Genomic DNA, 20,933 nt, shown 5'->3' on the forward strand with positions numbered 1-20,933 from the left:
ATACCTCCGATAAGTGGATGTGGAAGTCGGGGCCGACACCTTCACGACCCGTGCCCGGACGGGGCATCCGGCGGCACGCGGTAGAGGGGGCCACGCGCCTTGACCTGGTCAAGGATCCCCTCGGCCACCGCGTCCAGGGTGTCGCGGGGATCCACGACCTCGGTCTCGTGGAAGGCGTACCGCAGCGTCGCGGTCACCTGTGGGGACATGACATAGGCGCCGGCGACGACGAGTGTGAGGGCCTCGTACGCCTGCTTCGCCTCCGCGGCGAGCCGTTCCACCGCCGCGAGGTCCGACGCGTCGCCGAGCGCGTCGAGAGCGTCCAGCAGCGGGGGGACGAGGTCGGGGCGAGCGCGCGCCACCTGGTCGAGCAGACCGGTGTGAACGCCGGCCGTGCTGGCCGACGGCAGCCCCGCGCCTGCCGGGATGAGGGTGTCGGCGACGCGTGCGAGTCGTTCGCGCGCGTCGGCGGTGATGCGCCCGGCGGCGGGATCAGGGGCCGGTTCGGTCATCTCGTGCCCGGTCATGAGGCGGCCGCCAGGTCTCGCCGGCGGGCGACCAGTGACCTGGCGCAGCGCAGCGCGTTCGCCGCGATGGTGGCGACGGGGTTGGTGCCGGACGAGGTGGGGAAGACCGAGCTGTCGAAGATGTACAGGTTAGGCACATCGTGGCACTGGCCGTCCGGGTCGACCACGGTGTGCTCGGGGTCCCGCCCCATGACTGCGGTGCCCATCAGGTGCCATCCGATGCCGGGGATGAGCGGATTGAGGATCTTCTGCTTGGCACCCATGGCGTCGAGCACCTCGGACACCCGGTCGATGTGCCAGGCCATCATCGCCCGGGTGTTGTCGGAGGCGCGGTACTGGATGCGCACCCCCGGTATCCCGTGCTCGTCCGGCCGGCCGTCGAGCGTGACCCTGTTGTCGGCGTCGGGGAGGTCCTCGCAGATGACACCCCAGATGACCGAGTGGCCCAGCCGCTCGCGCAGCAGCCTGGTGAACGACTCTCCCCAGATCGGCTGGTCCCCCCACATGGTGGTCAGCATCATGGACAGAGGGGCGCCCGACGGGATGAGGTTCCACTTGGCGCCGCGCACGAACCCCCTGGAGCGGTCGGTCTCGTAGAACTCCAGGGAGTGCAGGTACTGGCCGAGCGGACCGCGCCACGATTCGAGGTCCTCGTCGAAGATGCCGATCGCGTTGCCGAACGGGTGCGTCATCAGGCGCCTGCCCACCATGCCGCTGGAGTTGGCGATGCCCGAGCCGTCCGCCGAGTTGAACAGGATCCGCGGAGTGCCCAAGGCGTTCGCGCACAGGACGACGACGCCCGCCTCGATCCTGTGCCTGGCGCCGTTCTCATCGGCGTAGACGACGCCCCGGGCCCGCCCGCGTTCGTCGAGGACGACCTGCTCGACCGTTGCGCGGACCACGAGACGCACGTCCTTGCCCGCGAGGGGCCGCCAGTGGGTGCGGTCCACCGACGCCTTCGCGCCGGTCGGGCAGCCGAAGGGGCAGGCTGCTCGCTGGTCGCAGGCGCGTAGGGGGCCGTAGTCGGCGGTGGCGATCGCGTTGGTCCCGGGCCACCAGTGCCAGCCGAGCTTGTTGAGCGCCTCAGCCCCGCGCCGCCCCACCTTGTTGAGCGGGAAGGGTGGAAGCGGCGGCGGGGTCATGGACGGCAGCGCGGGGTCTCCCGCCAGACCGCTCACGGCGAACTGCCGCTCGACCTCCTCGTAGTACGGCTCCAGGTCCCAGTAGTCGAAGGGCCAGTCGTCACCGACGCCGTCGAGCGTGCGGGTGCGGAAGTCCGACGGCTGGAAGCGTTCCCACTGGGCCGCGTACATGACGGTGCTGCCGCCCACACCGTTGTACATGAGAGCAGAGATGTCGGATTCGGTGTCGTCGACCGCGTAGTCGCCGACATTGCGCCGCTCGTTCGGGTTCCACGCCCAGTGCTTGCGCGCCACGAGCTCGTAGTCCGGGTGTCCCGCCCGGGCCCGGCCGTAGTCGGGCCAGTCGCCCTGCTCGAGGCACACCACCTTCATGTCGCTGCGCGCGAACTCCTGCGCCGCTACGGCGCCCGAGGGCCCGGCTCCCACGATCAGGACATCGCATTCTGCGCGCATGTCCAGCTCCTCTCTCGACGGAAAGCGGGTTTCGGCCGCCGTCGTGGTGACCGTATCCCACCGTAGTGCAAATTGTCTAGCGAGTGTTCTCAATACGTTCTGATAGCACTTTGGAGAGGTGTTCGAGCAACAGTGCTGCCGCTTGCTCGCCGAACGCCGTCGAGTTCACCGGTGCGTGACTCCTGCGGACGGCGACATCCGGGCCGGCGCGGTCCAGCACCGCCTTCTCCAGCGCCTCGTCGGCCTCGGGCCAGAAGAACGGCCCGCCGGGCTCCGACAGGGCCGACAAGCCGCCCGACGGCAGGAGAAGCGTGACGGGTCCGCGCGCCGCGGCCAGCCTCTCCCCGAGGACCGCCCCGAGGACCGCCGCCTCGTCGGGGGCGGTGCGCATGAGCGTCGCGGTGGCGTTGTGCTGGTACAGCCTTCTGCCCTGGTAGCGATCAGGGATCGCTTCTGGGCCGCCGAAGTTCACGATGTCCAGCGCGCCGAGGGACACCACCTGCGGGATGCCGGCTCGCCCGGCGGCGGTCAGCCGGTCGGGTCCCGCGCCGGCCACACCGCCGAGCAGGTCGTCGGCGAGTTCCGTCGTCGTCAGGTCCAGCACGCCGCTGAGCCAGCCCTCGCCGGCGAGGGACTCGAGCGTTCTGCCGCCGAGGCCGTTGGCGTGGAAGACCAGCACGTCCAGCCCCTTCGACTCCAGCGACCGGCATGCCGCGGACACGCCGATGGTGGTTACCCCGAACATGCTGGCCGCCACCATCGGCGCCCCGCCGTCCCGACGCGCCGGGTGCCGCAGTTGCGCGGCGAGCATGGCGGTGGCACGTTCCAGCGTGAACCGGCTGAGCGTGTTGAGCCCGGCGATGTCCACGATCGAGGGCATCAGAAGCAGGTCGCTCTCGCGCACGTACGGCCGGGTGTCGGAGGAGGCCATCGTGGTCACGATCATCTTCGGCGTCCCCAGGGGCAGGGAGCGGAAGGCGGGCGCCAGGAGGCTCAGCGCCCCGGAGCCGCCCATGCCGAAGGCAGCGTGCACGTCGCCCGCCGACTGGAGGGAGCGCACCACGCCGAGCAGGCCGTCGGACATGGCGGCCAGCGCCGCCGCGCGGTCCGCCAACTGGGCGATCTCCTCCAGGGTGTGCCCGGCGGCGCGCGCCACCTCCTGGCGCGTGATGTCGTGCGGCGTCCCGGGGGTGCCCCTGACGCCGGTGTCGATCAGGAGCGGCCGCAGGCCCGCGTCGAACAGCAGGTCCTTGACGAAGGCGTACTCGTCGCCCTTGGTGTCCAGCGCTCCGGCGAGTACCACGTATGTCATAGCGTCCGCTCCATGATCACCATTGGCTGCCGGCCGCGGCGTCTGTTGACCAGGGCCGTCACGGAGATGGCGACGATGGTCACGATGTAGGGCGCCATCAGCACGAACTGGGGCGGCAGCACGTCGTTGAAATCGACCTGCGACTGGATGCCGAAGGCCGCCGCGAACCCGAAGAACAGGGAGGCGAGCGAGACTCCGACCGGTGCCACGCCGCCGAGCAGGACCGCGGCGAAGGCCAGGTAGCCACGCCCTTGGGAAATGCCTTCGGAGAATGACTGCACCTGTGCCAGCGAGAGCTCCGCTCCCGCCAGAGCGCACAGGAACCCGCCGCCCAGCAGGGCCGCGAGCCGGTAGCGGTCCACCGGAACGCCCGCGCTCCTGGCGGCGAAGGGATCGCTGCCGCAGGCGCTGAGCCTCAGGCCCGCCCGGGTACGCCTGATCGACCACCAGGCGAACCACGACAGGGCGACGGCCGCGAACGTCAGGACCGACAGGTCGCCCAGCGGAGCCAGCGGCCCGGTGAGCCAGTCAAACGGCCGGGGCAGCCCGATCGGCGACTGGACGGCGGCCCCGGAGCCGAAGACCACCACGAGGGAGTACCCAGTGGCGCCGGCGGCGGTCAGCGACAGGCCCAGGCCGACGATCATCACGTTGGCCTTGAGCCGGGTGATCAGCAGCCAGAAGAGCAGCGACAGGGCCAGGTTAACCGCGACGGCGGCGGCGAGCGCGAGCACGATCGAGCCGGTGGCGAGGGCTGTGGCGGTGGCTGTGAACGCCCCGCTCACGATGAGGCCCTCCAGCCCGAGGTGGACGACGCCGGCGCGCTGCGCGTACATCCCGGCCAGCGCGGCCAGCCAGATGGGGGTCGCGGCCTGTAGACACGTCGCGAGGAAATCACCCATGATTACCCACCACCTCTCTGTCCGCCCGCGCCGCCTCGGCCGCGAGTGTCCGGCGGGTTGCGCGGCGGGCTAGAATGGCCGGCACCGCCGACACGGTGATCCACAGCGCCACCATGCCGTTGAGCATGTCCAGGCCCGCCAGCGGCAGGTCGTTCACCACGGGCAGGTACAGCGTGGCCGCCCGTAGGGCGCCGAAGAACAGGGCCGCCACGACCGTGCGCACCGGGCCGAAGGCGGCGACCAGAGCGACGATCACGGCCATGAACCCCATCTGCGGGGAGAAGCCCGCGCGCAGGCTCCCCAGCGGGCCGAAGACCTCGACCGCGCCGGCGAGGCCCGCCGTCGCGCCGCCCAGCCCGAACACCAGCAGGCCTATCCCGGAAGACCGGATCCCCATCCATTCCGCCATCACGGGATTGCGGCCGACGAGGCGGATCTCCAGGCCGGCGCGGGTGCGGCTGTGCAGGACCACGACCGCGGCCACCAGCGCGGCGCAGATGCCGAGCAGGGTCGGGGATACGCCGCTGCCGTCACTGATGCGGAACGCGGCGGGAAGCATGTCGGTCGCAGCCGCCTGGCCTGAGCCGTCGCGGTTCTTCAGCGGGCCGACGCAGATCCACTCCAGCAGGAGGACGGCGATGAAGTTCATCATCAGGCTGGTCACCACTTCGTCGGCGCCCAGCCGGGTGCGGAGGAACCCCGGGACCAGCGACCACAGCGCACCCAGGGCGATGCCCGTGGCGAGCGCGAGTGGAACCACGATGGCGCCGGGACCGTCCCGCAGGGCCAGCCCGACCGCCAAGGCGCCGATCGCACCGGCGTACATCTGCCCCTGGGCGCCTACGTTGAAGTAGCCCGCCTGGAAGGTGATGCCGACGCCCAACGCGATGATGAGGAGCGGGATGGCCCATCGCAGGGTCTGTGTCCACGCGGCGGCCGATCCGACACTTCCCTCGATCGCCCCGTTGACGATCCCCGCCACGGGGTAGCCGGAGAGGCCGAACACGCCGATCGCCAGCAGGAGGGACAGCGCCACCACCGCCACCGGACGGACCGCGTCGATTCCGAAGCCAAGTCCCTGGCCTGACTTGAACAGGCGTCTCATCCGCTGCCTCCCCCCACCATGGCGGCTCCCACCTGCTCGGTGTCGAAGGGCCGCTCGAACGTAGCCACCACCCGGCCCCCGAGCATGACGAGCACCCGATGGCAGACGTCGAACATCTCCTCCAGATCGGCGCTCACCACCAAGACGGCGGCGCCCTCCTCCGCCGCGCGGACCAGCGCTCCCCTGACGTCCTCGGCCGCCGCGATGTCCAGCCCGCGCGTCGGGTGGGCCGCGACGAGGACCCGGAGATCGCCGGTGACCTCGCGGGCCAGGATGGTCTTCTGCACGTTGCCTCCGGACAGGCTCCCCGCAGGCTGGTCCTCGGACCGGTAGCTCACCTTCCAGCGCCGCAGGGCATCCTGGCACTGCCGTTTCAGCGCCTTCGGAGAGATGAGGAGGCGGTCCCGGCTGGAGCGCATGGCCGCGTGGTTCTCCCACAAGGCGCTGGAGAGGCTGACTCCTTCCGCGTTGCGCTCGAACGGGATCACGCGCAGGCCGCGGCCGCGCCGCTCGCGTACTGACGCCGCGGAGACGTCGGTTCCGCCCAGGGTGATCGAGCCGCTCCGGACGCCTGCCACTCCGACGATCGCCTCGACGAGGCTTCGCTGGCCGTTGCCTTCCACGCCCGCGATGCCGACGATCTCGCCTTGGCGGATTCGCAGCGAGACGTCGGCCGCGCTCGCGTCGTGCGCGCTAGATCGGGCAGCCAGCCCGATCACCTCCAGCTCGACCGGGTTCGACCCAGCGGGTTCTCGCGTGGAAGTCGCCGCATGGACGGTCGCGCCGCCGATGATGGCCCGAGACAGCGTGGCCGGGTCGAGCTCGCCGATGGGCGTGGGCTCGAGCACCAGCCTCCCCGCTCGCAGCGCGCTGGCGGTGTCGGCGACGCCGAACACCTCCCGCATCTTGTGGAGCACGACGATGACGCACAACCCCTCGATGGCCAGCGCCCGCAGCCGGCCGAACAGTGCGTGTATCGCCGGTGGCGGGAGCACTGCCGTTGGCTCGTCCAGGATAAGGACCCTGGGGCCGGAGGCGAGGGCGCGGGCGATCTCGACCGACTGCAGGGTCTCGATCGGCAGGCGGCCGATCACGGCGTCGGGGTCGACGTCCGCGCCCGCTCCGGCGAGGAGCGCCAGCGCTCTGCGCCGCAGCTCCTTCCGCGAGAACGCGCCGACGTGCCCTGAGTCGCCGTTGAACAGCTCGAAGCACTGCGCGACGGTGAAGTCAGACGGAAGGGCGAAGTGCTGGTGAACCAGTTCCACGCCTCGACGCCTGGCTTCGCTCACGCTCCCACCGGGAAGTCGGTCCGCGCCTACCTGGACCGCTCCATCTGCCGGAGTGATCAGTCCGGCCATGACGCGGGCGAGCGTGGTCTTGCCGGCGCCGTTCTGGCCAACGACGGCGTGGACGTTCCCCGCGGGGAACGTCGCCGTCACGTCACTGAGGGCGGGGAAACCGCCGAAGTCGACGGATACGCCGCTGCATGTCAGCGCGGCGCCGTCACGGCTGGAGGGCCACGCCGGCGGCGGCTGGTGCGGATGGTCGTGGGTTCGCGCCGAGCACATGCCGGGCTCAGCTGGGGTCGGTGTTGAAGGGGACATCGACGGTACCTTCGATGATTTTCGTCTTGACGTTCGCTATGGTCTCGAACGCCTTGCGGACGTCGGCGGCGGACTTACCCGTGGAGTCCAGTTGCCCGGCCGGGTCGAGGAACGTGCCGCCATCGGCGAGGCCGGCGACGGTCTGCCCGGCCTTCCACGTCCCGGCGGGAATGGTCAGCACGTTGCGCGCCATGGTGTCCCCGTAGTGCTGGGAGGCGACTGCTATCACACTGCGGGCCGTCTCGGGGCTCTCGGCGTTGTCGTAGATGACGTGGGTCCCTGCCTGGTCGGCGGCGCGCACGACGCCGAGCGAGGAGCCGCCCGCGTAGGCGAGCATCACGTCCACCTTGTTGCTGAACATGGTCTGCGCGATCTGCTGCCCCTTCACCGGATCTCCGAAGGAGCCGACGTAGGCGCTCTTGACAGTGATGTCGGCCCGGGTGGCCTTGGCACCCGCCTCGAACGCGTGGAAGTCGGCGTACAGCGAAGGGATGGCCGTTCCGCCGATGAACCCGATCACCCCCGTCTTGGAGACCGTCGCGGCCAGCACTCCGGCCAGGTACGACGGCGCCCGGGTGTCGAAGGACACGGTCTGCACGTTCGGGATCGTGGGCTGGTACGGATCGGCGTAGATGTGCACGAACCGCGTGTTGGGAAACTCCGCCGCCACCGCCTTGACCGGCTGGATGAACTCGGAGAAGGACACGACGATCACGGACGTACCGGCCTGAGCGAGGCTGCGTAGCGTCGATTCGTGGGAAGAGGGATCGGTGGCCGCGACGAAACGCGTGATGTACCCGGCTTCCTTGAGCTTGCCAAGGCCCGCGACCAGGTTGTCCGTCGGCCCGCTGTCGCCCGCCTTCTGCGGCGTGACCAGGGTCACGGACTTGCCGCTCGCCTCGTCCTGAGTTCGGCCGTTCTGCCCGGCGGCGCCCGCGCTCCCGCAGCCGGTGAGAACGAGACTGGCCAGCAGGGCTCCGACGGCAAGGAGTGGGCGAGTGGTTCGGATTGCTGTCCTGACGGTCATGTACAGCTCCCATCGAGGGGGAGATGGAAATCGCCGGTCGAGTCTGATCTTTTCGGACCGACCATTTCCCTTGGTTTTCACTGAACATATCTGGCGACCGCACCCCTGTCTAGATGACATAACCAGAACGTTAGGATGACGTCCACATGACAGTGCGGCCGAAGTGTTAGGGCAAGCCGTGCCCTACTGTCCGGTCAACGGGAGAGTACGTTCGCGCGACGGCAGAACATGGATCCGCTCGCCGTCGAATGACACGGTGGTGTCCAGGTCGGCCGACTCGTGAATGATCCGGTCGGCGATACGCCGCGCGTTCTCCAGATCCGCCAGAACGGGCAGCCCCGAATCATTCGTCATGATCGGCACGAGAGAGACCCGAGGGCGACCGTCGTCACCCAACTCGACGACGCTGACGAACGCATCCCTGCTGAAGGCTTGGTAGATGGCCGCGATCTCCGCCGATATGTTGTCCCGCGGCTGCTGGGCAACGAAGTTCCCCGGGCTGTAGACGATGACCTTGCCCCGGTACGACTCGACTCCCTGTGGGGCGTGGACATGGTGCCCGAGGACGACGTCGGCACCGGCGTCAACGAAGAGGTGGCCGAGGACGCGCTGGTACTCCGCGCGAGCGCTGCCGAAACCGAAACCCCAGTGCACGGTGACCACCAGGAAGTCGACCGAGGCCCGCAGCCGGTCCACACAACCCAGCACGCGGCTCAGATCCTCGTCCCTGACCCGGGTGCGGATCACCGGCGGGACGCCGGGCTCCTCCAACTGGAACTCCCCGTTCACGACCCACTCCGTCTCCACGTGAATGGGCGAGATCCCCGGCTTGGCCGGGCCGGCGGCCATGCCCAGCGGCAGCAGGCACGACCAGGCCAGGATCCCGATCGTGCGGCCGCCGATTTCGATGACGGCCGGCTGCTGGGCGAGCTTGAGGTTCTCGCCCGCACCGATCGGCGTCACGCCGGCCGACCGCAGGCGTCGCACCGTGTCGCCCAGGGCGCTCCACCCATAGTCGGAGCTGTGGTTGTTGGCCAGCGTGGCAACGCGGAGATTGAAGGCCGCGAGTTCGCCGACGAGTTCCGGGCGGGCGCGGAAGTTGAGGATCCGGTCGGAAGGATGTCCTTCGTTGGAGAACGGCAGCTCGATGCTGGACAGAACGCAGGGTGAGGCGTTGAGGACGCCCTGCAGCGCGGCGAAGCGCGGATCCGCCGGAACCTCGTCGAGCGACTTGGTGAGGACGATGTCTCCTGTGGCGGTGATGAGCGGAGTCATGTGCGTCTCCTTTCGTCGGCCGCGCCCGCGGCGGGGCGTCGAGCCTTTGAGCTGGGACGTTTTCATGACGTCAATATGTTGTCAATACGTTACGCATACGCTGAGCCAACACTCGCACCGGCGGCAGGGCCTAAGGTTTGCCGGAATTAGGGAATCTCCTGGGATCATGTGGGGGCTGTTAGACTGTATGCGTGATGTTCGAGGTACAACAGCGACTGGTCGACCTGCGTGATTCGTCCGGCAACGGGCGCCCTCTGTACGAACGTGTTGCCCAGGAGCTCGCCGAGGCCATCCGGCTGGGCGAACTGAAGCCAGGAGAGCGTCTACCCTCCGTGCGGCAGCTCGCGACGGACGCAGGGCTCAGCGTGACGACGGTCATGAGCGTCTATGCCCTGCTCGCCGACAACGGCCTGGTCCGCGGCGAAGCCGGACGCGGCACCTTCGTCAGCGAACAGCCCAAGCCAGCCGACGGGCCACCGTCCCCCATGGCGCCCTCCCCAGGGCCCGGCCTCGCGGCGCCCGCCCGCCGGGCGCCGACACAACGCTCGCCCGCGCGCCAGAGCAGCACCTGGCGGCGGATGATCCTCGCGCAGACGGAGGCGCGGCTCATCCAGAGCTTCCCGGAGGCGGCGGACATCATGCGGGGAAGCCCGGACCCCGACCTTCTTCCCCTTGAAGCGATCAGGGACGCCATGAGCGAGGTGTCGTCGTCTCTGCGGCCACGCGACCTGGAGTACCCCTCCACGCTGAGCGTCGAGCCGGAGCTGGCGCAGGCGTTGCAGGCGCGGCTCGCTGTCGACGAGCTGCCCGCCGACAGCGGCGATATGCTGGTCGGCAACTCAACCCAGCAGTTCCTCTCCCTGCTGGCTGTGCTCCTGCGCCAGCGCTTCCCGGATGAGCCGGTCCTGGTTGGGATCGAAGAGCCGGGATACCAGACGGCCATGGACACCTTGGAGCTCCACGGGCTTGGCCTGATCCCCATCAACCTCGACCCGTACGGAGCCACCGCTGAGGGGCTGCGCGCCGCGCTCGAGTCCGGGGCCGCCGCGGTGTTCCTCACCCCCCGGGCGCAGAGCCCGACAGGGTGCAGCTGGACTGTGGAGCGCAGGCAGGCTCTGGCCGACGTCCTCGCTTCGTACCCGGAGGTGTGGATCGTCGAGGACGACCACTTCGCGGAGGCGTCCGCCTCGCGCCCGGGATCCCTCTACAACGACGCGCGACTCCAGGAGCGCGTGGTCTACCTCCGGTCGTTCTCCAAGTCCATCGCCCCTGACCTGCGGTTGTCGGTGGCCATCGCCCGACCTCAGATTCGCCATTCGCTCCTCATGGCCAAGTCCTTCGCCGACGGATGGACCTCACGGATTTCCCAGCGGGTCCTTGCGGCGGTGCTGTCGGACCCCAGGACCGACGACGCCCTCTATCGCGCGCGCACCGAGTACACACGCCGCAGGGCCTCCCTGCGCGATGCCATCCTGGACGTGAGCGATGCTCACCGGCTGGGCGTGACTGTGGGAGAGGTCGGTCCCGACGGGTTGCATATCTGGGTCACCCTGCCACGGGGATGCGGCGCCGACAGGGTGGTAGAGGCGGCGGCGCGGGATGGCTTCCTGCTGGCCGCTGGACAGCCGTTCTTCGTGACCCCCGGCAATCAGCGACATCTGCGGCTGAACGCCGGCGCGGTCGCGCCTGAGGCCGCCCACAAAGTCGCCGCAGTCATCGGCGACGCGGTCACCCACGTCCTCGATCAGCCGACAGCGCTGCTCACACCATGAGCCGCCGACCGTCGAGCAGGTCACCGGGCATCGTGCCCGTAGTTACGCCGAGCGCATGGCGGTGCGGGGATTCTTGTGCCGGGTCTTGCCCATGATGAGCTGCAGCGGGACTTCGGCCTCGCCCAGATGGGTGGCGGCGCTGTGGCGCAGCTGGTGCAGATCGAGCCCTGCGTACAAGCAGTCTCCGAGGGCTGGTACACAACACCTCGGCGAGCTCCGTGGTGCTGAGCTGTCGCGTGAGCCAGGACAGCGTGTCGCGGTAGGTCTAGCCTTTTCATGCTGGGCGCAGGGCCAGTCGCTGCCTCATTGGGTCCTCCCTGCTCAACCGTCTCAAGTACGTGGTGCCGCATGGCCGACGCCTCGTCAGGCCGACCGATAGGGCGCCGAACTCATGGCGGCGTCCGCTTTCCTGGCCTCGCGGCGGGCACGCTCGGGGTAAGCGCCCCCACCTGCTGACCCGCAGGCACTGACCGACGCTGTTCATACAGGTCACGAGCCATTTCTCTACCAGCCACCTTGATTCAACGCACTACCGCTAGGTGTGCTCAGCCATAGATTGCGAAGCACAAGCGAACAGCACGTCGTCGAGGTCGCCGGGCACGTCGGACCGGGAGCGTTCGACGGTTGCCATCGAGGCGGGCAAGTCGAACGGGAGCTCGCCCCTCGGCGTCGCGTGGCCGGTGACCACCAGCGCGAGCGCCCGGTCGCTGGAGGAGAAGGAACCTAGTAGCACGGTGGCGAGTCCGGCCACGGGTGTCAGCACCGCTGGACGGTCCAGTGGTTCTGTCGGTGACAAGTGACAGCGTTTGCCGGTCTCCAACGACAGCGATCGTTTCCGCTGCAAGGTGATGTCGCTGAGAAGTAACAGCGCTCGGGTGCTTGCGGTGAGAGCATTGGTGTGCTTCGCGGGATGAGGTGGCGCTGGTGCAGCCGAAGTCCAAGGTCGAGTTGTACGCGGCGATCCGCCGCGATTCTCGAGCGGGGCTGTCCACCCGGGCCATCCAAAGCAAGCACAACGTGGGCTTCCGCACAGTGGAGAAGGCGCTGGCCTCGGTCTGGCCCGAGCCGCGCAAGCCGCTGCCACCCCGGCCGTCCCGGTTGGACCCATTCAAACCGCTGATCGATCAGATGCTGCGGGCGGACCTGGACGCGCCGCCCAAGCAGCGGCACACCGCCAGGCGCATCTTCGACCGGCTGGTGGAGGAGCACGACGCGACCAGGCTGTCGTACGGGATGGTCCGCGACTACGTCGCCAAACGCCGTCCCGAGATCCGATTAGAGGCGGGACGGGCTCCGGCGGAGGTCTTCATTGAGCAGAGCCACCAGCCCGGCGTCGAGGCCGAGGTGGACTTCGGGGACGTGTGGATCCGCCTGGCGGGCGAGCTGACCAGGTGTTACCTGTTCGCCTTCCGGCTCTCCTGGTCGGGCAAGGCCGTGCACAGGATGTTCCTCACCTACTCCCAAGAGGCGTTCTTCGAGGGGCACGTGCACGCGATGACCGTGCTGGGCGGGCTGCCCACGGGCAAGGTGCGCTACGACAACCTCAAGCCCGCGGTGGCCAAGGTGCTGGGCTTCTCCCGGGCCCGGGTGGAGTCGGAGCGGTGGGTTGCCTTTAGAAGCTGGGCTGGCATCGACGCCTTCTACTGCCGCCCGGGACTGATCGGCGCGCACGAGAAGGGCGGGGTGGAGGGCCAGATCGGCTGGTTCCGCCGCAACCACCTGGTGCCGGTGCCCGAGGTCGACTCGGTCAGCGAACTCAACGCGTTGATCGACCGCTGGGACGTCAAAGACGAGCAGCGCCGGATCCGGATGCGCACCCAAACCATCGGCGAACGCTTCGCCCACGAGCAGACGCTGCTGGCGCCGTTGCCGGTCGAGCCGTTCGAGATCGGCCGACTCCTGACACCGCGAGTGAACCTGCACGGGCAGATCAGCGTGCGCACCAACCGCTACTCGGTGCCGATCCGGCTGGCCGGGCATCAGGTGCGGGTCATGCTGTTCGCCTCTCACCTGGTCGTCTACCACAAGGGGGTGGAGGTGGCCCGGCACGAGCGGCTGATCGCCAAGGGCGGGGCCCGGCTGGAGTTGGACCACTACCTGGAGGCGCTGGCGCACAAGCCGGGCGCGCTGCCCGGCGCCACCGCGCTGGAGCAGGCCCGGGCCGCGGGCACCTTCACTGCCGTCCATGAGGCGTGGTGGGCGGCCGCGCGTCGCAAGCACGGGGACGCGGCCGGCACCCGGGCGCTGATCGAGGTGCTGCTGCTGCATCGGCGGATGGAGCATCGGCATGTGGTGGCGGGGATCGCGGCCGCGTTGTCGGCGGGCGCGCTGACCGCCGACGCTGTCGCGCTGGAGGCCCGCAAGATCGCTCAGGCCGACGACAGTGCCGAGGCGGGTCCACCGCCGCCCCGGCCGGAACGGCTGGCCTGGCTGGATGAGCCGCAGGTGGTGTCGCTGACCGTCCGGCGGTTGGCCCAGTTGCCGCCAGACACTCGGCCGCTGCCGTCGGTGGCCGTCTATGACCAGTTGCTGCGCCGCCGCCCCGGCGGCCGGCCCGCATCCGAGGGAGAGTTGCCATGATGACCTTTCACCGCCGCGGGCTGACCGAGGAAGCCGCCGAGGCCTCGATCTACCAGGCCTGCCAGCGGCTGCGGCTGCCGACCATCCGCGCTCAGTTCGTCGAGCTGGCCGCCGCCGCGCCGCGCGACCAGATGAGCTATCTCGGCTTCCTGGCCGAGCTGCTGATGGCCGAGTGCGATTACCGCGCCCGCAAGGCCTCCGACCGGCGGATCAAGATGGCGAGCTTCCCGCGGCAAAAATCGCTGCGTGAGTTCGACTTCGACGCCAACCCCAACGTTGACCCGGCCGTTATCAACACGCTGGCCACCTGTGACTGGGTGCGCAAGCATCAGCCGCTGTGTCTGATCGGCGATTCGGGGACGGGCAAGTCGCACCTGCTCATCGCGTTGGGCACCGAGGCCGCGATGGCCGGGTTCAAGGTGAATTACACCCTGGCCGCCAAACTGGTCAACGAGCTGGTCGAGGCCGCCGATGAGAAGGTGCTGACCAAGACCATCGCCCGCTACGGCCGCGTGGATCTCCTTTTGTATTGACGAGCTTGGCTACATGGAGCTTGATCGGCACGGAGCCGAACTGCTCTTCCAGGTTTTGACCGAGAGGGAGGAGACCAACAGTGTCGCAATAGCCTCAAACGAGTCGTTTTCGGGATGGACCAAGACATTCACCGAGCCCCGGCTCTGCGCCGCCATCGTCGACCGGCTCACCTACGGCGGCAACATCATCGAGACCGGCACCGAATCCTACCGGCTCGCCCAGACTCGCGCCCAGGCCGACGCCGCCGCCGCGAACAAGGCCGCCAGCTGACCTCGTTCTTGGCTCTTCCTCGACAACGCCTGGCCCGCCGCTGGGAGGAGCAGGTCAAGATGCAGCGCCCGCAGCGAAGCGAGGACGAACGATCTTGACGCGGGACGAGCCGCGGCGATCGTCGCAGCGTCGGGGAAGAGCCCCAGCGACCAGCCAGGAGCCCCATCATGACCACGCTCGAACGCACCCTCGCCAAAGCCCTCACGGAAATCGTCATCAGGCTTGATCTCAGCGAAGACGGCGCCATCGCCGAGGCCTCGATGCAGCTGCTGGAGCCGGTGATCGCCCTCCTGCAGGACCTGTCCGAGCAGGACCGGCAAATCCTCGCCGAGCTGATCAACCAGTTCGCCCAGGAGGAAACCGACCCTGAGCGGCATCTGACAGCCTGGGAAACGCCCGAAACCCTGGGACTCCTGGCCTGAGGGACACGCCAGCGCAGTTGGCAAGCCGTTGGCGGAAACGACTGCCATCTGGGCGCCCGCAGCCACGCACGCGGCGATCGCAGTTCTCTGGTGGTAGGTCCTGTTTTGATCTTTGACGGTAGCCTGGTGTGATTCCCTGAGGAGGCATCGATGGCGTCTGAAGTCGAAGAGCGCATAAACCACGCACTGCGCACCAGCGCTCCCGTCCTGGACCTCTCCGCCCTGGAGCTCTGCAGCCTGCCGGCAACACTGGCCGCGTTTACCTCACTCGCCCACCTCAATCTGAACTTCAACAAGCTCAGTGAGCTACCGGAATGGCTGGGCGGGCTCACCTCACTCACCCAGCTCGACCTGGCAGGCAACAGACTCCGCGAACTTCCCGAATCTCTGGTCCACCTTCACGCTCTCCAGGAACTCGGCTTGGCCGGTCACTACCTCAAGGAGTTACCCGTATGGTTGGGCGACCTCAAGTCGCTGACCGTCCTGGATCTGTCCGACGGCCCCCTGGAGGACTTGCCTGAGTGGATGGGGAAGCTCACCTCCCTCAGAATGCTCGACGTCCACGGCAACAACCTCAGTGATCTGCCCGATTCGCTCGGAAACCTCGCCTCGCTCACCCGGCTCGACGTGGCAGACAACCCACTCAGCGAGCTGCCGGACTCACTGGCCATGCTCCACGCCCTCGTCGAGCTCGACGTCACGGACACGTATCTGAGCGAGCTGCCGAAATGGTTGAAGAAGCTTCCCTCGCTCGAACGGATCGACCTGAACGAGGCCGACTTCGACAAGATTCCTGAGTGGGCCTCCCACCTGGTTGTGGATTGTGACGATTTCTCCTAGTGCGACCCTCCCTGAGGCGCCAAGTCTCCCCCCGAAGCGACCATAAGATCACCTGCGGGGAATCGAAGACACCCCCTCAGTAATCACACGAACACACTAGGTGGGTAGGCGAGCCTCCGGGTGCTGCTACTTCTCACCGGATTCCAGACCCGATCAGCCCCCGAGTGCTGTCCAAACTGACCGACAAACGCTGCTGCTACTCGCCAGCAGAATCAGTCCAGAGTGACGTCCACGATGAGCGGTGCCTGCGCGCTCAGATCGGCCAGGCGCGACACCACATCGTCACTGAACTCGAGGCTGCCCGCGTGGAAGAAAGGTTCCAGGGCGAAGTCACTGCGCGGCTCGAACGGGGCGGCCAGCCGTACGATGGCCGCGTCGGCGTCGGCGGGGTCGTCGACGACCGCGGCGAGGCCGTCGAACGCCTCTGGCTCCATGCCCTCCACGTAGACCATTCGCGGCCATGTGTGTGCCTCGGGGCGGCGCAGGATCACGACTGAGGCCGTTTGCGCCTCCATGCCCGCCCGGACGGCCTCGGGGGTGCCGACTGACTCGGCGGCATGATCTACGTCGACGTAAGGGTTGTCGAACAGCCCGAGTTCGAACTTGACGGTCAGCAGGCGAGTGAGCGATTCGTCGAGTCGCTCTTCCGGCACCTGCCCGCCACGTACGAGGTCGAGCAGGACATCGGTGCAGGTCTCGCCACCGAGTTGGTCGCAGCCGGCGTCGAGAATTTTGCGGATGCGCGTCGGCCGGTCGAGCCGCTCCACGCCCCAGGCGCGGGCGGGCAGGTGCTGGCCGCCGATCAGGACGTCGCTGACGAGCTGCCAGTCGGTGACCACGGCCCCGTCGTAGCCGAACTCGTCGCGCAAGATCCCGGTGATGACCTGCTTGTTGTAGCCGAATCCGACCTCTTCGATCTCGTGCCCGCGGTAGACCAGCCCGACGGGCATGCCGTAGTAGGGCATGATCGCCGCGGTGCCCGCCTCGACGGCCGCCCGAAACGGTTCCAGGTGGAGGTCGAACTTGCCGCCTGGGTAGATTTGCTCACGGCCGTACGGGAAGTGGGGGTCCTCGCCGTCCTTTTGCGGACCACCGCCAGGGAAGTGCTTGGTCACGCAGGCGACACTGTCCGGGCCGAGCGCCTCACCCTGGAATCCTTCGAGGTAAGCGCGAAGATAGTCGATCGTAAGACCGGCATCGGCACCGAAGGTGGCAGACTGGCGAGCCCAGCGCGGCTCGGTGGCCAGGTCCACCTGCGGGTGCAGAGCCGCTCGGATGCCGACTGCCAGGTACTCGCGGCGGGCGATATCGGCGAACTCGTGGACGGCTCCGGGATCACGCAGGGCGGCCAGGCCCAGCGCCTCCGGCCAGGCCGAGAAGGCGCCGGAGCGCAGGGCGGTGGCGACGTTCTCGACCTGGGAGTGGCGCGGGTCCGTGCTGATGGTGACCGGGATCCCGTGCCCGCTGCCCTCGGCGAGCTTCTGCACATGGTTGTGCCACAGCGCGGCCTCGGCCGCGCCCGGCAACTGCAGGACGTTGAAGTGGGTGATGTGCTGCACGCCGATGGTGTGGGTGGTGCTCTCCGGCATCACCAGCGCGCCCTGTTCGACCAGCGAGCCGTCGGGGCCGGCTTCGATACTCGGCTGGAAGAGCTGCCCCACCTTCTCCTCGAGGTCGCGTCCTCGGAGCGGTGTAAAAGGCTCAACGAGGTAGGTGCCGCGGGTTGATCTTAGGCGGCGGCCGTTTCGGGTGTCGAGTCGGACGCCGTGGTTGCGGCTGGGCGGAGCGGGGTGGGCGGGGAGAGCAGGGCGCGGCGCAAGTCCTGCAGGGTGCGCAGGCCCTTGGAGGTCATGGTGAAGCCGCGCCAGCCGCGGGCGGCGCGGTCCAGGACCGCCCAGACCAGGGAAACGCAGGAGGTCTCGCCGGGGAAGCGGCCGATGACCTTGACGCGGCGGCGGGTTTCGCCGAAGGTGCGCTCGATGAAGTTGGAGTGGCGGATGCGCTTGTGGTGCTCGGCCGGAAGGCGGAGGTAGGTCGTCAGCGAGGCGCGGTCGGTCAGCAGGCTTTTGACCGCCGCTGGGTAGCAGCCGCCCCAGGTGTCGGCGAAGGCGTCGATGCGTTGCTGGACCCAGGCCACCAGGTCTTGGCCCGGCTCGATCTCCTTTTCGTCTTTGTCCAGGCTGCTGGTGTCGAAGATGTTCCAGAAGGCGGCCTTGACCTCGGCCTGGTCGCCGGCACTGACCTTCGACATGACGTTGCGGCATTTGTGGATCACGCAGCGCTGGCGCAGTGAGCGGGGAAAGACCTGCTCAGCAGCGGCAATGAGGCCGGGCGCGCCGTCGGAGATGACGAGCAGCGGCGCACGCAGACCCCGGGCCGCCAGGTCGGTCAGAAAGTCGTGCCAGGCGTCAGTCGACTCTGCAGCCGCGGCGGACAGGCCGATGAAGACCGGCTTGCCCTCGGTCGTGATGCCCCAGGCGGCCAGCACCGGCTCGGGGCGCTGCCCGTCATGCATCTTGAAGTGCGAGGCGTCCAGGAACAGATAGTCCAGCTCGATCGCGGTCAGCTCACGACGCGACCAGGCGTCGTACTCGGCCACGATCGCCTGGCAGATCGTCGAGACGGTCGACTTCGACAAGGCGGCCTCGGGTCCGAGCGCATCAGCCAGGGCGCCCTCCACGTCGCGCACCGACAGGCCGCGCACGAAGGAAGCGATGACCAGCGTCTCCAGCGCGTTGGTGCGGGTCACACCGGCGCCAAACAAGCGGGAGGCGAACGCCTCGGTGGTGCCGCGTAGCTTGGGGCGAGCGATGGTCACCGCGCCCGTGGTGGTCTTGACGGTGGTCGGGCAGTGGCCGTTGCGGTGACCGGGCCGTACTGTCTGCTCCTCACCTCCGGCGGTGGCGGCGCGCTGGTATCGGGCGCGGCCGAGGAAGGCGTCCACCTCGGCTTCGACGGTGGTCTGGATGATCAGGCGGGCACCGAGACGGGCGACGTCCTCGATGACCTCGACCAGATCGCGGCCCTCGGTGAACAGGGCGTCGATCTCGGCGCGGATGGCCTGAACGGGCGGTAGTGTGCGTGCCACGAGCGTAGGTCCTTGCGTAGTGCGAACTTTGGTCGGTTCAGCACGGCAACCTACGCTCGTTCTCTTTTACACCGCATCTCGGACGTGACCGTGTGACGGTGACAGAAGCCGAAGGGGATTGCCGCTTCGCCGGTCATTCCCTTCATGTCGTCTCCTTGCGCGGATGAACGCCCAGGCCGAGCCCGAAGAGGACGTCCTCATGGGGGGTGGGGCTGAACCACATGCTGGTGATCTCGTTTTCCCCTCGATGCCGACGCTCAGCGGCAATGCCCTGCCGGATGAGGTGCTCTTCGGCTTCCCAATCGATGAGGATGTTCCGGTCGAGGGTGAGAGGGCGATCGGCGCGGATGAGATGGAGCAGGACGGCGGCGTCATCGGGCGATGGGGGCAGACGAGCCTGCTGGAGGTTCTGCAGCCGCCTGGATGCCTCAGAGGGCAACGCTCCCGGCCGCGGTTGCATCTGAAGGAAATCCTCGTGATGGATGAGGTGCAGCGCGGTGTCCATCAGCCGCAGTGACAGGTCTTCGGCGGCCTCGTGAACACGGCTGCGCGACCAGCCCAGCGCCTCGGCCAGGTCTTGCTCGGCTACCTGGCCGTGCTGAGCCAGCGCCGCCTCGAGCACGAGGTCGTCGTCGTCGGGTGGCCGCGGCCGGCCTCCTGGGCGGCGCCCGAGGAGCTCGGTGACGTCCAGGTCCACGGCGTCGCAGATACGCAATGCCAGATCGATGCTGATGGTGGCGGTATGCGCTGTGCGCAGCGTGTCCAGTGACACTCCGACTCGTCGGGTGAATTCGGCTCCGCCCATGCGTAGGTCGCTTAATCGGCGTTGGATGAGGTCGACGTCAAACATGGGATGCTTCCTCCGCTGGCGGGCGCCCGTCAGCCGGCGCTGGTGGGAGGGCGTGAATGGCTTCGCCCACTTTCCAGCAGGCGGTGCGGCGCAGCCAGGAGCGATGGTGTTCGTGATGTTCCAACAGCGAGGGCACGGTAAGAGCGCAGCTTTGCGCCGAGGCCAGCAGATGCCGGCCTCGGCCACCGATGCCTTGTTCGAGCAGCGGATCAGCGCTTTGGCAGCCGGTGAGGAGCAGAAACCTGCGCGCGGCGGTGAGGATGCCCCGTGCGTGAACCGGCACCCGGTAGGTGATGGTCTCTTCCGAAAGAAGACGCCCATCGGTCGTATGGATGCTCTCGCGAATGTCGATCGTGGTGGCGTCGGGGCTCAGCGCAGATAACGGAATCGTTTGCAGATCACTGATGCGGGCCTCGGTGAACAGGGCGATGGCCAGCGCCGCTGCGTGTACGGGGTGGGCCAGGTGCGTGTCGATGCGCTCAGCGTCATCGGGCGTCAGTTGAGCGATGAGGCCCGAGCTCGCTGGGCGGCCCGCCAGGATCGGCACCGTCAGCAGAAAGCCGTGCAGGAAGAAGCCTGCCTGCGCGCCGCGGATGCGGGTGACGGCATGGTCCTTGGTGGGGCAGTCGGCGACAAGGTCGGTGAGGAAGAGCCGAAGGGAGCCGAGAGCGCCGACGCGGTACGGGTAGGCGCGGTCGGGCGCGATCTGCTCCGGGAGGCGGTGCAGCACACTGGCTCGGCTGCGGACGATGCCGGTCACGTCCGCCCCGGGGGTCGGCTCCGGCGCAAGGGCACGGTCGGCGGCTGATGAGGCGTCGCCGGCCAGATGTGCCTGCTGTACGAGCCAGGTGCAGGCGAGGTCCAAGCCGTAGGCATAGACCCCGTCGACATGACGGAACTGTGCCGCGCTCAGACGCCGGTAGGCGTCGGCGCGAAAGCGCAAAAAATCGGTGGTGGGCAGCGCCGGCAAAGTGGCGTCGTCGCGGTCGGGGTCGCAGCGTGTGGGCTGCTGGCCTTGCTCGGTGCAGCGCAACACCTGACGGGCGGCTACGGCGTTGTGCCAGGGTTTGCGTTCCAGGCGAGCGGCGGCGATCGCGGGCCGTAGACCGTCGGCAAGACGGACAACAACGTCCGGTGAGGTTCCCCCTGCGGCGTAGACACCCCTGACAATGGATCTTGTCCATAGAGGGGAGCCTTCGGGTGGCACGACCGTCGAAGTTCGGCGAGGAG

Annotated in this window: 20 protein-coding genes; 6 read left to right on the plus strand and 14 right to left on the minus strand. The window is 68.3% G+C overall.

Annotated features, from left to right (window positions below; translation table 11 throughout):
* Positions 1 to 41 precede the first annotated feature (41 nt).
* The 8 genes from AB0B61_RS55880 to AB0B61_RS55915 all read right to left on the minus strand — a co-directional run bounded on the left by AB0B61_RS55880 (position 42) and on the right by AB0B61_RS55915 (position 9,347).
* The gene (locus AB0B61_RS55880; protein WP_358450199.1) at positions 42 to 527 is read right to left on the minus strand and encodes a hypothetical protein; all 486 of its coding nucleotides are present in this window, start codon (positions 525 to 527) and stop codon (positions 42 to 44) included.
* A complete protein-coding gene (locus AB0B61_RS55885) occupies positions 524 to 2,122 on the minus strand; it encodes a GMC family oxidoreductase (RefSeq protein WP_358450201.1) in 1,599 nt (532 codons plus the stop codon). Before AB0B61_RS55885 ends, AB0B61_RS55880 begins: the two co-directional genes overlap by 4 nt.
* Before the next feature lie 76 nt (positions 2,123 to 2,198).
* Positions 2,199 to 3,434, minus strand: a complete 1,236-nt coding sequence (locus tag AB0B61_RS55890) for a Tm-1-like ATP-binding domain-containing protein (RefSeq protein ID WP_358450203.1) — start codon at positions 3,432 to 3,434, stop codon at positions 2,199 to 2,201.
* Complete coding sequence (locus AB0B61_RS55895) at positions 3,431 to 4,336, minus strand: ABC transporter permease (RefSeq protein ID WP_358450205.1); 906 nt, start codon at positions 4,334 to 4,336, stop codon at positions 3,431 to 3,433. The genes AB0B61_RS55890 and AB0B61_RS55895 overlap by 4 nt, the downstream gene beginning before the upstream one ends.
* Positions 4,329 to 5,441 carry an ABC transporter permease gene (locus AB0B61_RS55900; protein WP_358450207.1) on the minus strand — a complete coding sequence of 371 codons (1,113 nt, stop codon included), beginning with the start codon at positions 5,439 to 5,441 and terminating at the stop codon, positions 4,329 to 4,331. The genes AB0B61_RS55895 and AB0B61_RS55900 overlap by 8 nt, the downstream gene beginning before the upstream one ends.
* Positions 5,438 to 7,045, minus strand: coding sequence for an ATP-binding cassette domain-containing protein (locus AB0B61_RS55905; RefSeq protein WP_358450209.1), 1,608 nt, complete (start codon positions 7,043 to 7,045; stop codon positions 5,438 to 5,440). The genes AB0B61_RS55900 and AB0B61_RS55905 overlap by 4 nt, the downstream gene beginning before the upstream one ends.
* Positions 7,017 to 8,072: a BMP family ABC transporter substrate-binding protein gene (locus tag AB0B61_RS55910; protein ID WP_358450211.1), complete on the minus strand. Its 1,056-nt coding sequence runs from the start codon at positions 8,070 to 8,072 to the stop codon at positions 7,017 to 7,019. Before AB0B61_RS55910 ends, AB0B61_RS55905 begins: the two co-directional genes overlap by 29 nt.
* 183 nt (positions 8,073 to 8,255) lie before the next feature.
* Positions 8,256 to 9,347 (minus strand): CapA family protein, encoded by a 1,092-nt coding sequence (locus AB0B61_RS55915; RefSeq protein WP_358450213.1) that lies wholly within the window; start codon positions 9,345 to 9,347, stop codon positions 8,256 to 8,258.
* Positions 9,348 to 9,541: 194 nt separating this feature from the next.
* Between AB0B61_RS55915 and AB0B61_RS55920 the strand changes: the two genes are divergently transcribed.
* Positions 9,542 to 11,119, plus strand: a complete 1,578-nt coding sequence (locus AB0B61_RS55920) for a PLP-dependent aminotransferase family protein (RefSeq protein ID WP_358450237.1) — start codon at positions 9,542 to 9,544, stop codon at positions 11,117 to 11,119.
* 42 nt (positions 11,120 to 11,161) lie between these two features.
* Here AB0B61_RS55920 and AB0B61_RS55925 read toward each other — a convergent pair whose 3' ends face one another.
* Together AB0B61_RS55925 and AB0B61_RS55930 are read right to left on the minus strand one after the other, a co-directional pair.
* Positions 11,162 to 11,296 (minus strand): hypothetical protein, encoded by a 135-nt coding sequence (locus tag AB0B61_RS55925; RefSeq protein WP_358450215.1) that lies wholly within the window; start codon positions 11,294 to 11,296, stop codon positions 11,162 to 11,164.
* A 358-nt stretch (positions 11,297 to 11,654) separates the two neighbouring features.
* On the minus strand, positions 11,655 to 11,882 hold the full coding sequence (locus tag AB0B61_RS55930; RefSeq protein ID WP_358450217.1) for a hypothetical protein: 228 nt from the start codon (positions 11,880 to 11,882) through the stop codon (positions 11,655 to 11,657).
* A 161-nt stretch (positions 11,883 to 12,043) separates the two neighbouring features.
* Here AB0B61_RS55930 and istA point away from each other — a divergent pair, with 161 nt between their 5' ends.
* From istA to AB0B61_RS55955, 5 genes are all read left to right on the plus strand, one after another.
* Positions 12,044 to 13,699 carry an IS21 family transposase gene (gene istA, locus AB0B61_RS55935; protein ID WP_358450219.1) on the plus strand — a complete coding sequence of 552 codons (1,656 nt, stop codon included), beginning with the start codon at positions 12,044 to 12,046 and terminating at the stop codon, positions 13,697 to 13,699.
* On the plus strand, positions 13,696 to 14,232 hold the full coding sequence (locus AB0B61_RS55940) for an ATP-binding protein (RefSeq protein WP_358450221.1): 537 nt from the start codon (positions 13,696 to 13,698) through the stop codon (positions 14,230 to 14,232). The genes istA and AB0B61_RS55940 overlap by 4 nt, the downstream gene beginning before the upstream one ends.
* Positions 14,233 to 14,245: 13 nt before the next feature.
* Entirely contained in the window at positions 14,246 to 14,503 is a 258-nt protein-coding gene (locus AB0B61_RS55945) for an ATP-binding protein (RefSeq protein ID WP_358450223.1), read from the plus strand.
* Between the two features lie 167 nt (positions 14,504 to 14,670).
* Positions 14,671 to 14,925, plus strand: coding sequence for a hypothetical protein (locus tag AB0B61_RS55950; RefSeq protein WP_358450225.1), 255 nt, complete (start codon positions 14,671 to 14,673; stop codon positions 14,923 to 14,925).
* 150 nt (positions 14,926 to 15,075) lie between these two features.
* Positions 15,076 to 15,765 carry a leucine-rich repeat domain-containing protein gene (locus tag AB0B61_RS55955; protein ID WP_358450227.1) on the plus strand — a complete coding sequence of 230 codons (690 nt, stop codon included), beginning with the start codon at positions 15,076 to 15,078 and terminating at the stop codon, positions 15,763 to 15,765.
* Positions 15,766 to 15,977: 212 nt separating this feature from the next.
* Here the strand turns inward: AB0B61_RS55955 and AB0B61_RS55960 are convergent, their stop codons facing one another.
* The 4 genes from AB0B61_RS55960 to AB0B61_RS55975 all read right to left on the minus strand — a co-directional run.
* Positions 15,978 to 17,426, minus strand: a complete 1,449-nt coding sequence (locus tag AB0B61_RS55960; protein WP_358450229.1) for a glycoside hydrolase family 3 N-terminal domain-containing protein — start codon at positions 17,424 to 17,426, stop codon at positions 15,978 to 15,980.
* 68 nt (positions 17,427 to 17,494) lie between these two features.
* Positions 17,495 to 18,853: an IS256 family transposase gene (locus tag AB0B61_RS55965; RefSeq protein WP_358450231.1), complete on the minus strand. Its 1,359-nt coding sequence runs from the start codon at positions 18,851 to 18,853 to the stop codon at positions 17,495 to 17,497.
* Between the two features lie 142 nt (positions 18,854 to 18,995).
* Positions 18,996 to 19,703: a hypothetical protein gene (locus AB0B61_RS55970; RefSeq protein WP_358450233.1), complete on the minus strand. Its 708-nt coding sequence runs from the start codon at positions 19,701 to 19,703 to the stop codon at positions 18,996 to 18,998.
* Positions 19,696 to 20,933: hypothetical protein (locus AB0B61_RS55975; protein WP_358450235.1), on the minus strand; the 1,238-nt coding region annotated here is incomplete at its 5' end. The genes AB0B61_RS55975 and AB0B61_RS55970, both read right to left, overlap by 8 nt.

This window comes from Nonomuraea sp. NPDC049158 (genome assembly GCF_040648335.1).
Lineage (GTDB): Bacteria > Actinomycetota > Actinomycetes > Streptosporangiales > Streptosporangiaceae > Nonomuraea.

Coding starts and splice junctions, on each gene's coding strand:
- AB0B61_RS55880 (WP_358450199.1), bottom strand. CDS start 527: ATGACCGGGCACGAGATGACCGAACCGGCCCCTGATCCCGCCGCCGGG.
- AB0B61_RS55885 (WP_358450201.1), bottom strand. CDS start 2,122: ATGCGCGCAGAATGCGATGTCCTGATCGTGGGAGCCGGGCCCTCGGGC.
- AB0B61_RS55890 (WP_358450203.1), bottom strand. CDS start 3,434: ATGACATACGTGGTACTCGCCGGAGCGCTGGACACCAAGGGCGACGAG.
- AB0B61_RS55895 (WP_358450205.1), bottom strand. CDS start 4,336: ATGGGTGATTTCCTCGCGACGTGTCTACAGGCCGCGACCCCCATCTGG.
- AB0B61_RS55900 (WP_358450207.1), bottom strand. CDS start 5,441: ATGAGACGCCTGTTCAAGTCAGGCCAGGGACTTGGCTTCGGAATCGAC.
- AB0B61_RS55905 (WP_358450209.1), bottom strand. CDS start 7,045: ATGTCCCCTTCAACACCGACCCCAGCTGAGCCCGGCATGTGCTCGGCG.
- AB0B61_RS55910 (WP_358450211.1), bottom strand. CDS start 8,072: ATGACCGTCAGGACAGCAATCCGAACCACTCGCCCACTCCTTGCCGTC.
- AB0B61_RS55915 (WP_358450213.1), bottom strand. CDS start 9,347: ATGACTCCGCTCATCACCGCCACAGGAGACATCGTCCTCACCAAGTCG.
- AB0B61_RS55920 (WP_358450237.1), top strand. CDS start 9,542: ATGTTCGAGGTACAACAGCGACTGGTCGACCTGCGTGATTCGTCCGGC.
- AB0B61_RS55940 (WP_358450221.1), top strand. CDS start 13,696: ATGATGACCTTTCACCGCCGCGGGCTGACCGAGGAAGCCGCCGAGGCC.
- AB0B61_RS55945 (WP_358450223.1), top strand. CDS start 14,246: ATGGAGCTTGATCGGCACGGAGCCGAACTGCTCTTCCAGGTTTTGACC.
- AB0B61_RS55950 (WP_358450225.1), top strand. CDS start 14,671: ATGACCACGCTCGAACGCACCCTCGCCAAAGCCCTCACGGAAATCGTC.
- AB0B61_RS55955 (WP_358450227.1), top strand. CDS start 15,076: ATGGCGTCTGAAGTCGAAGAGCGCATAAACCACGCACTGCGCACCAGC.
- AB0B61_RS55970 (WP_358450233.1), bottom strand. CDS start 19,703: ATGTTTGACGTCGACCTCATCCAACGCCGATTAAGCGACCTACGCATG.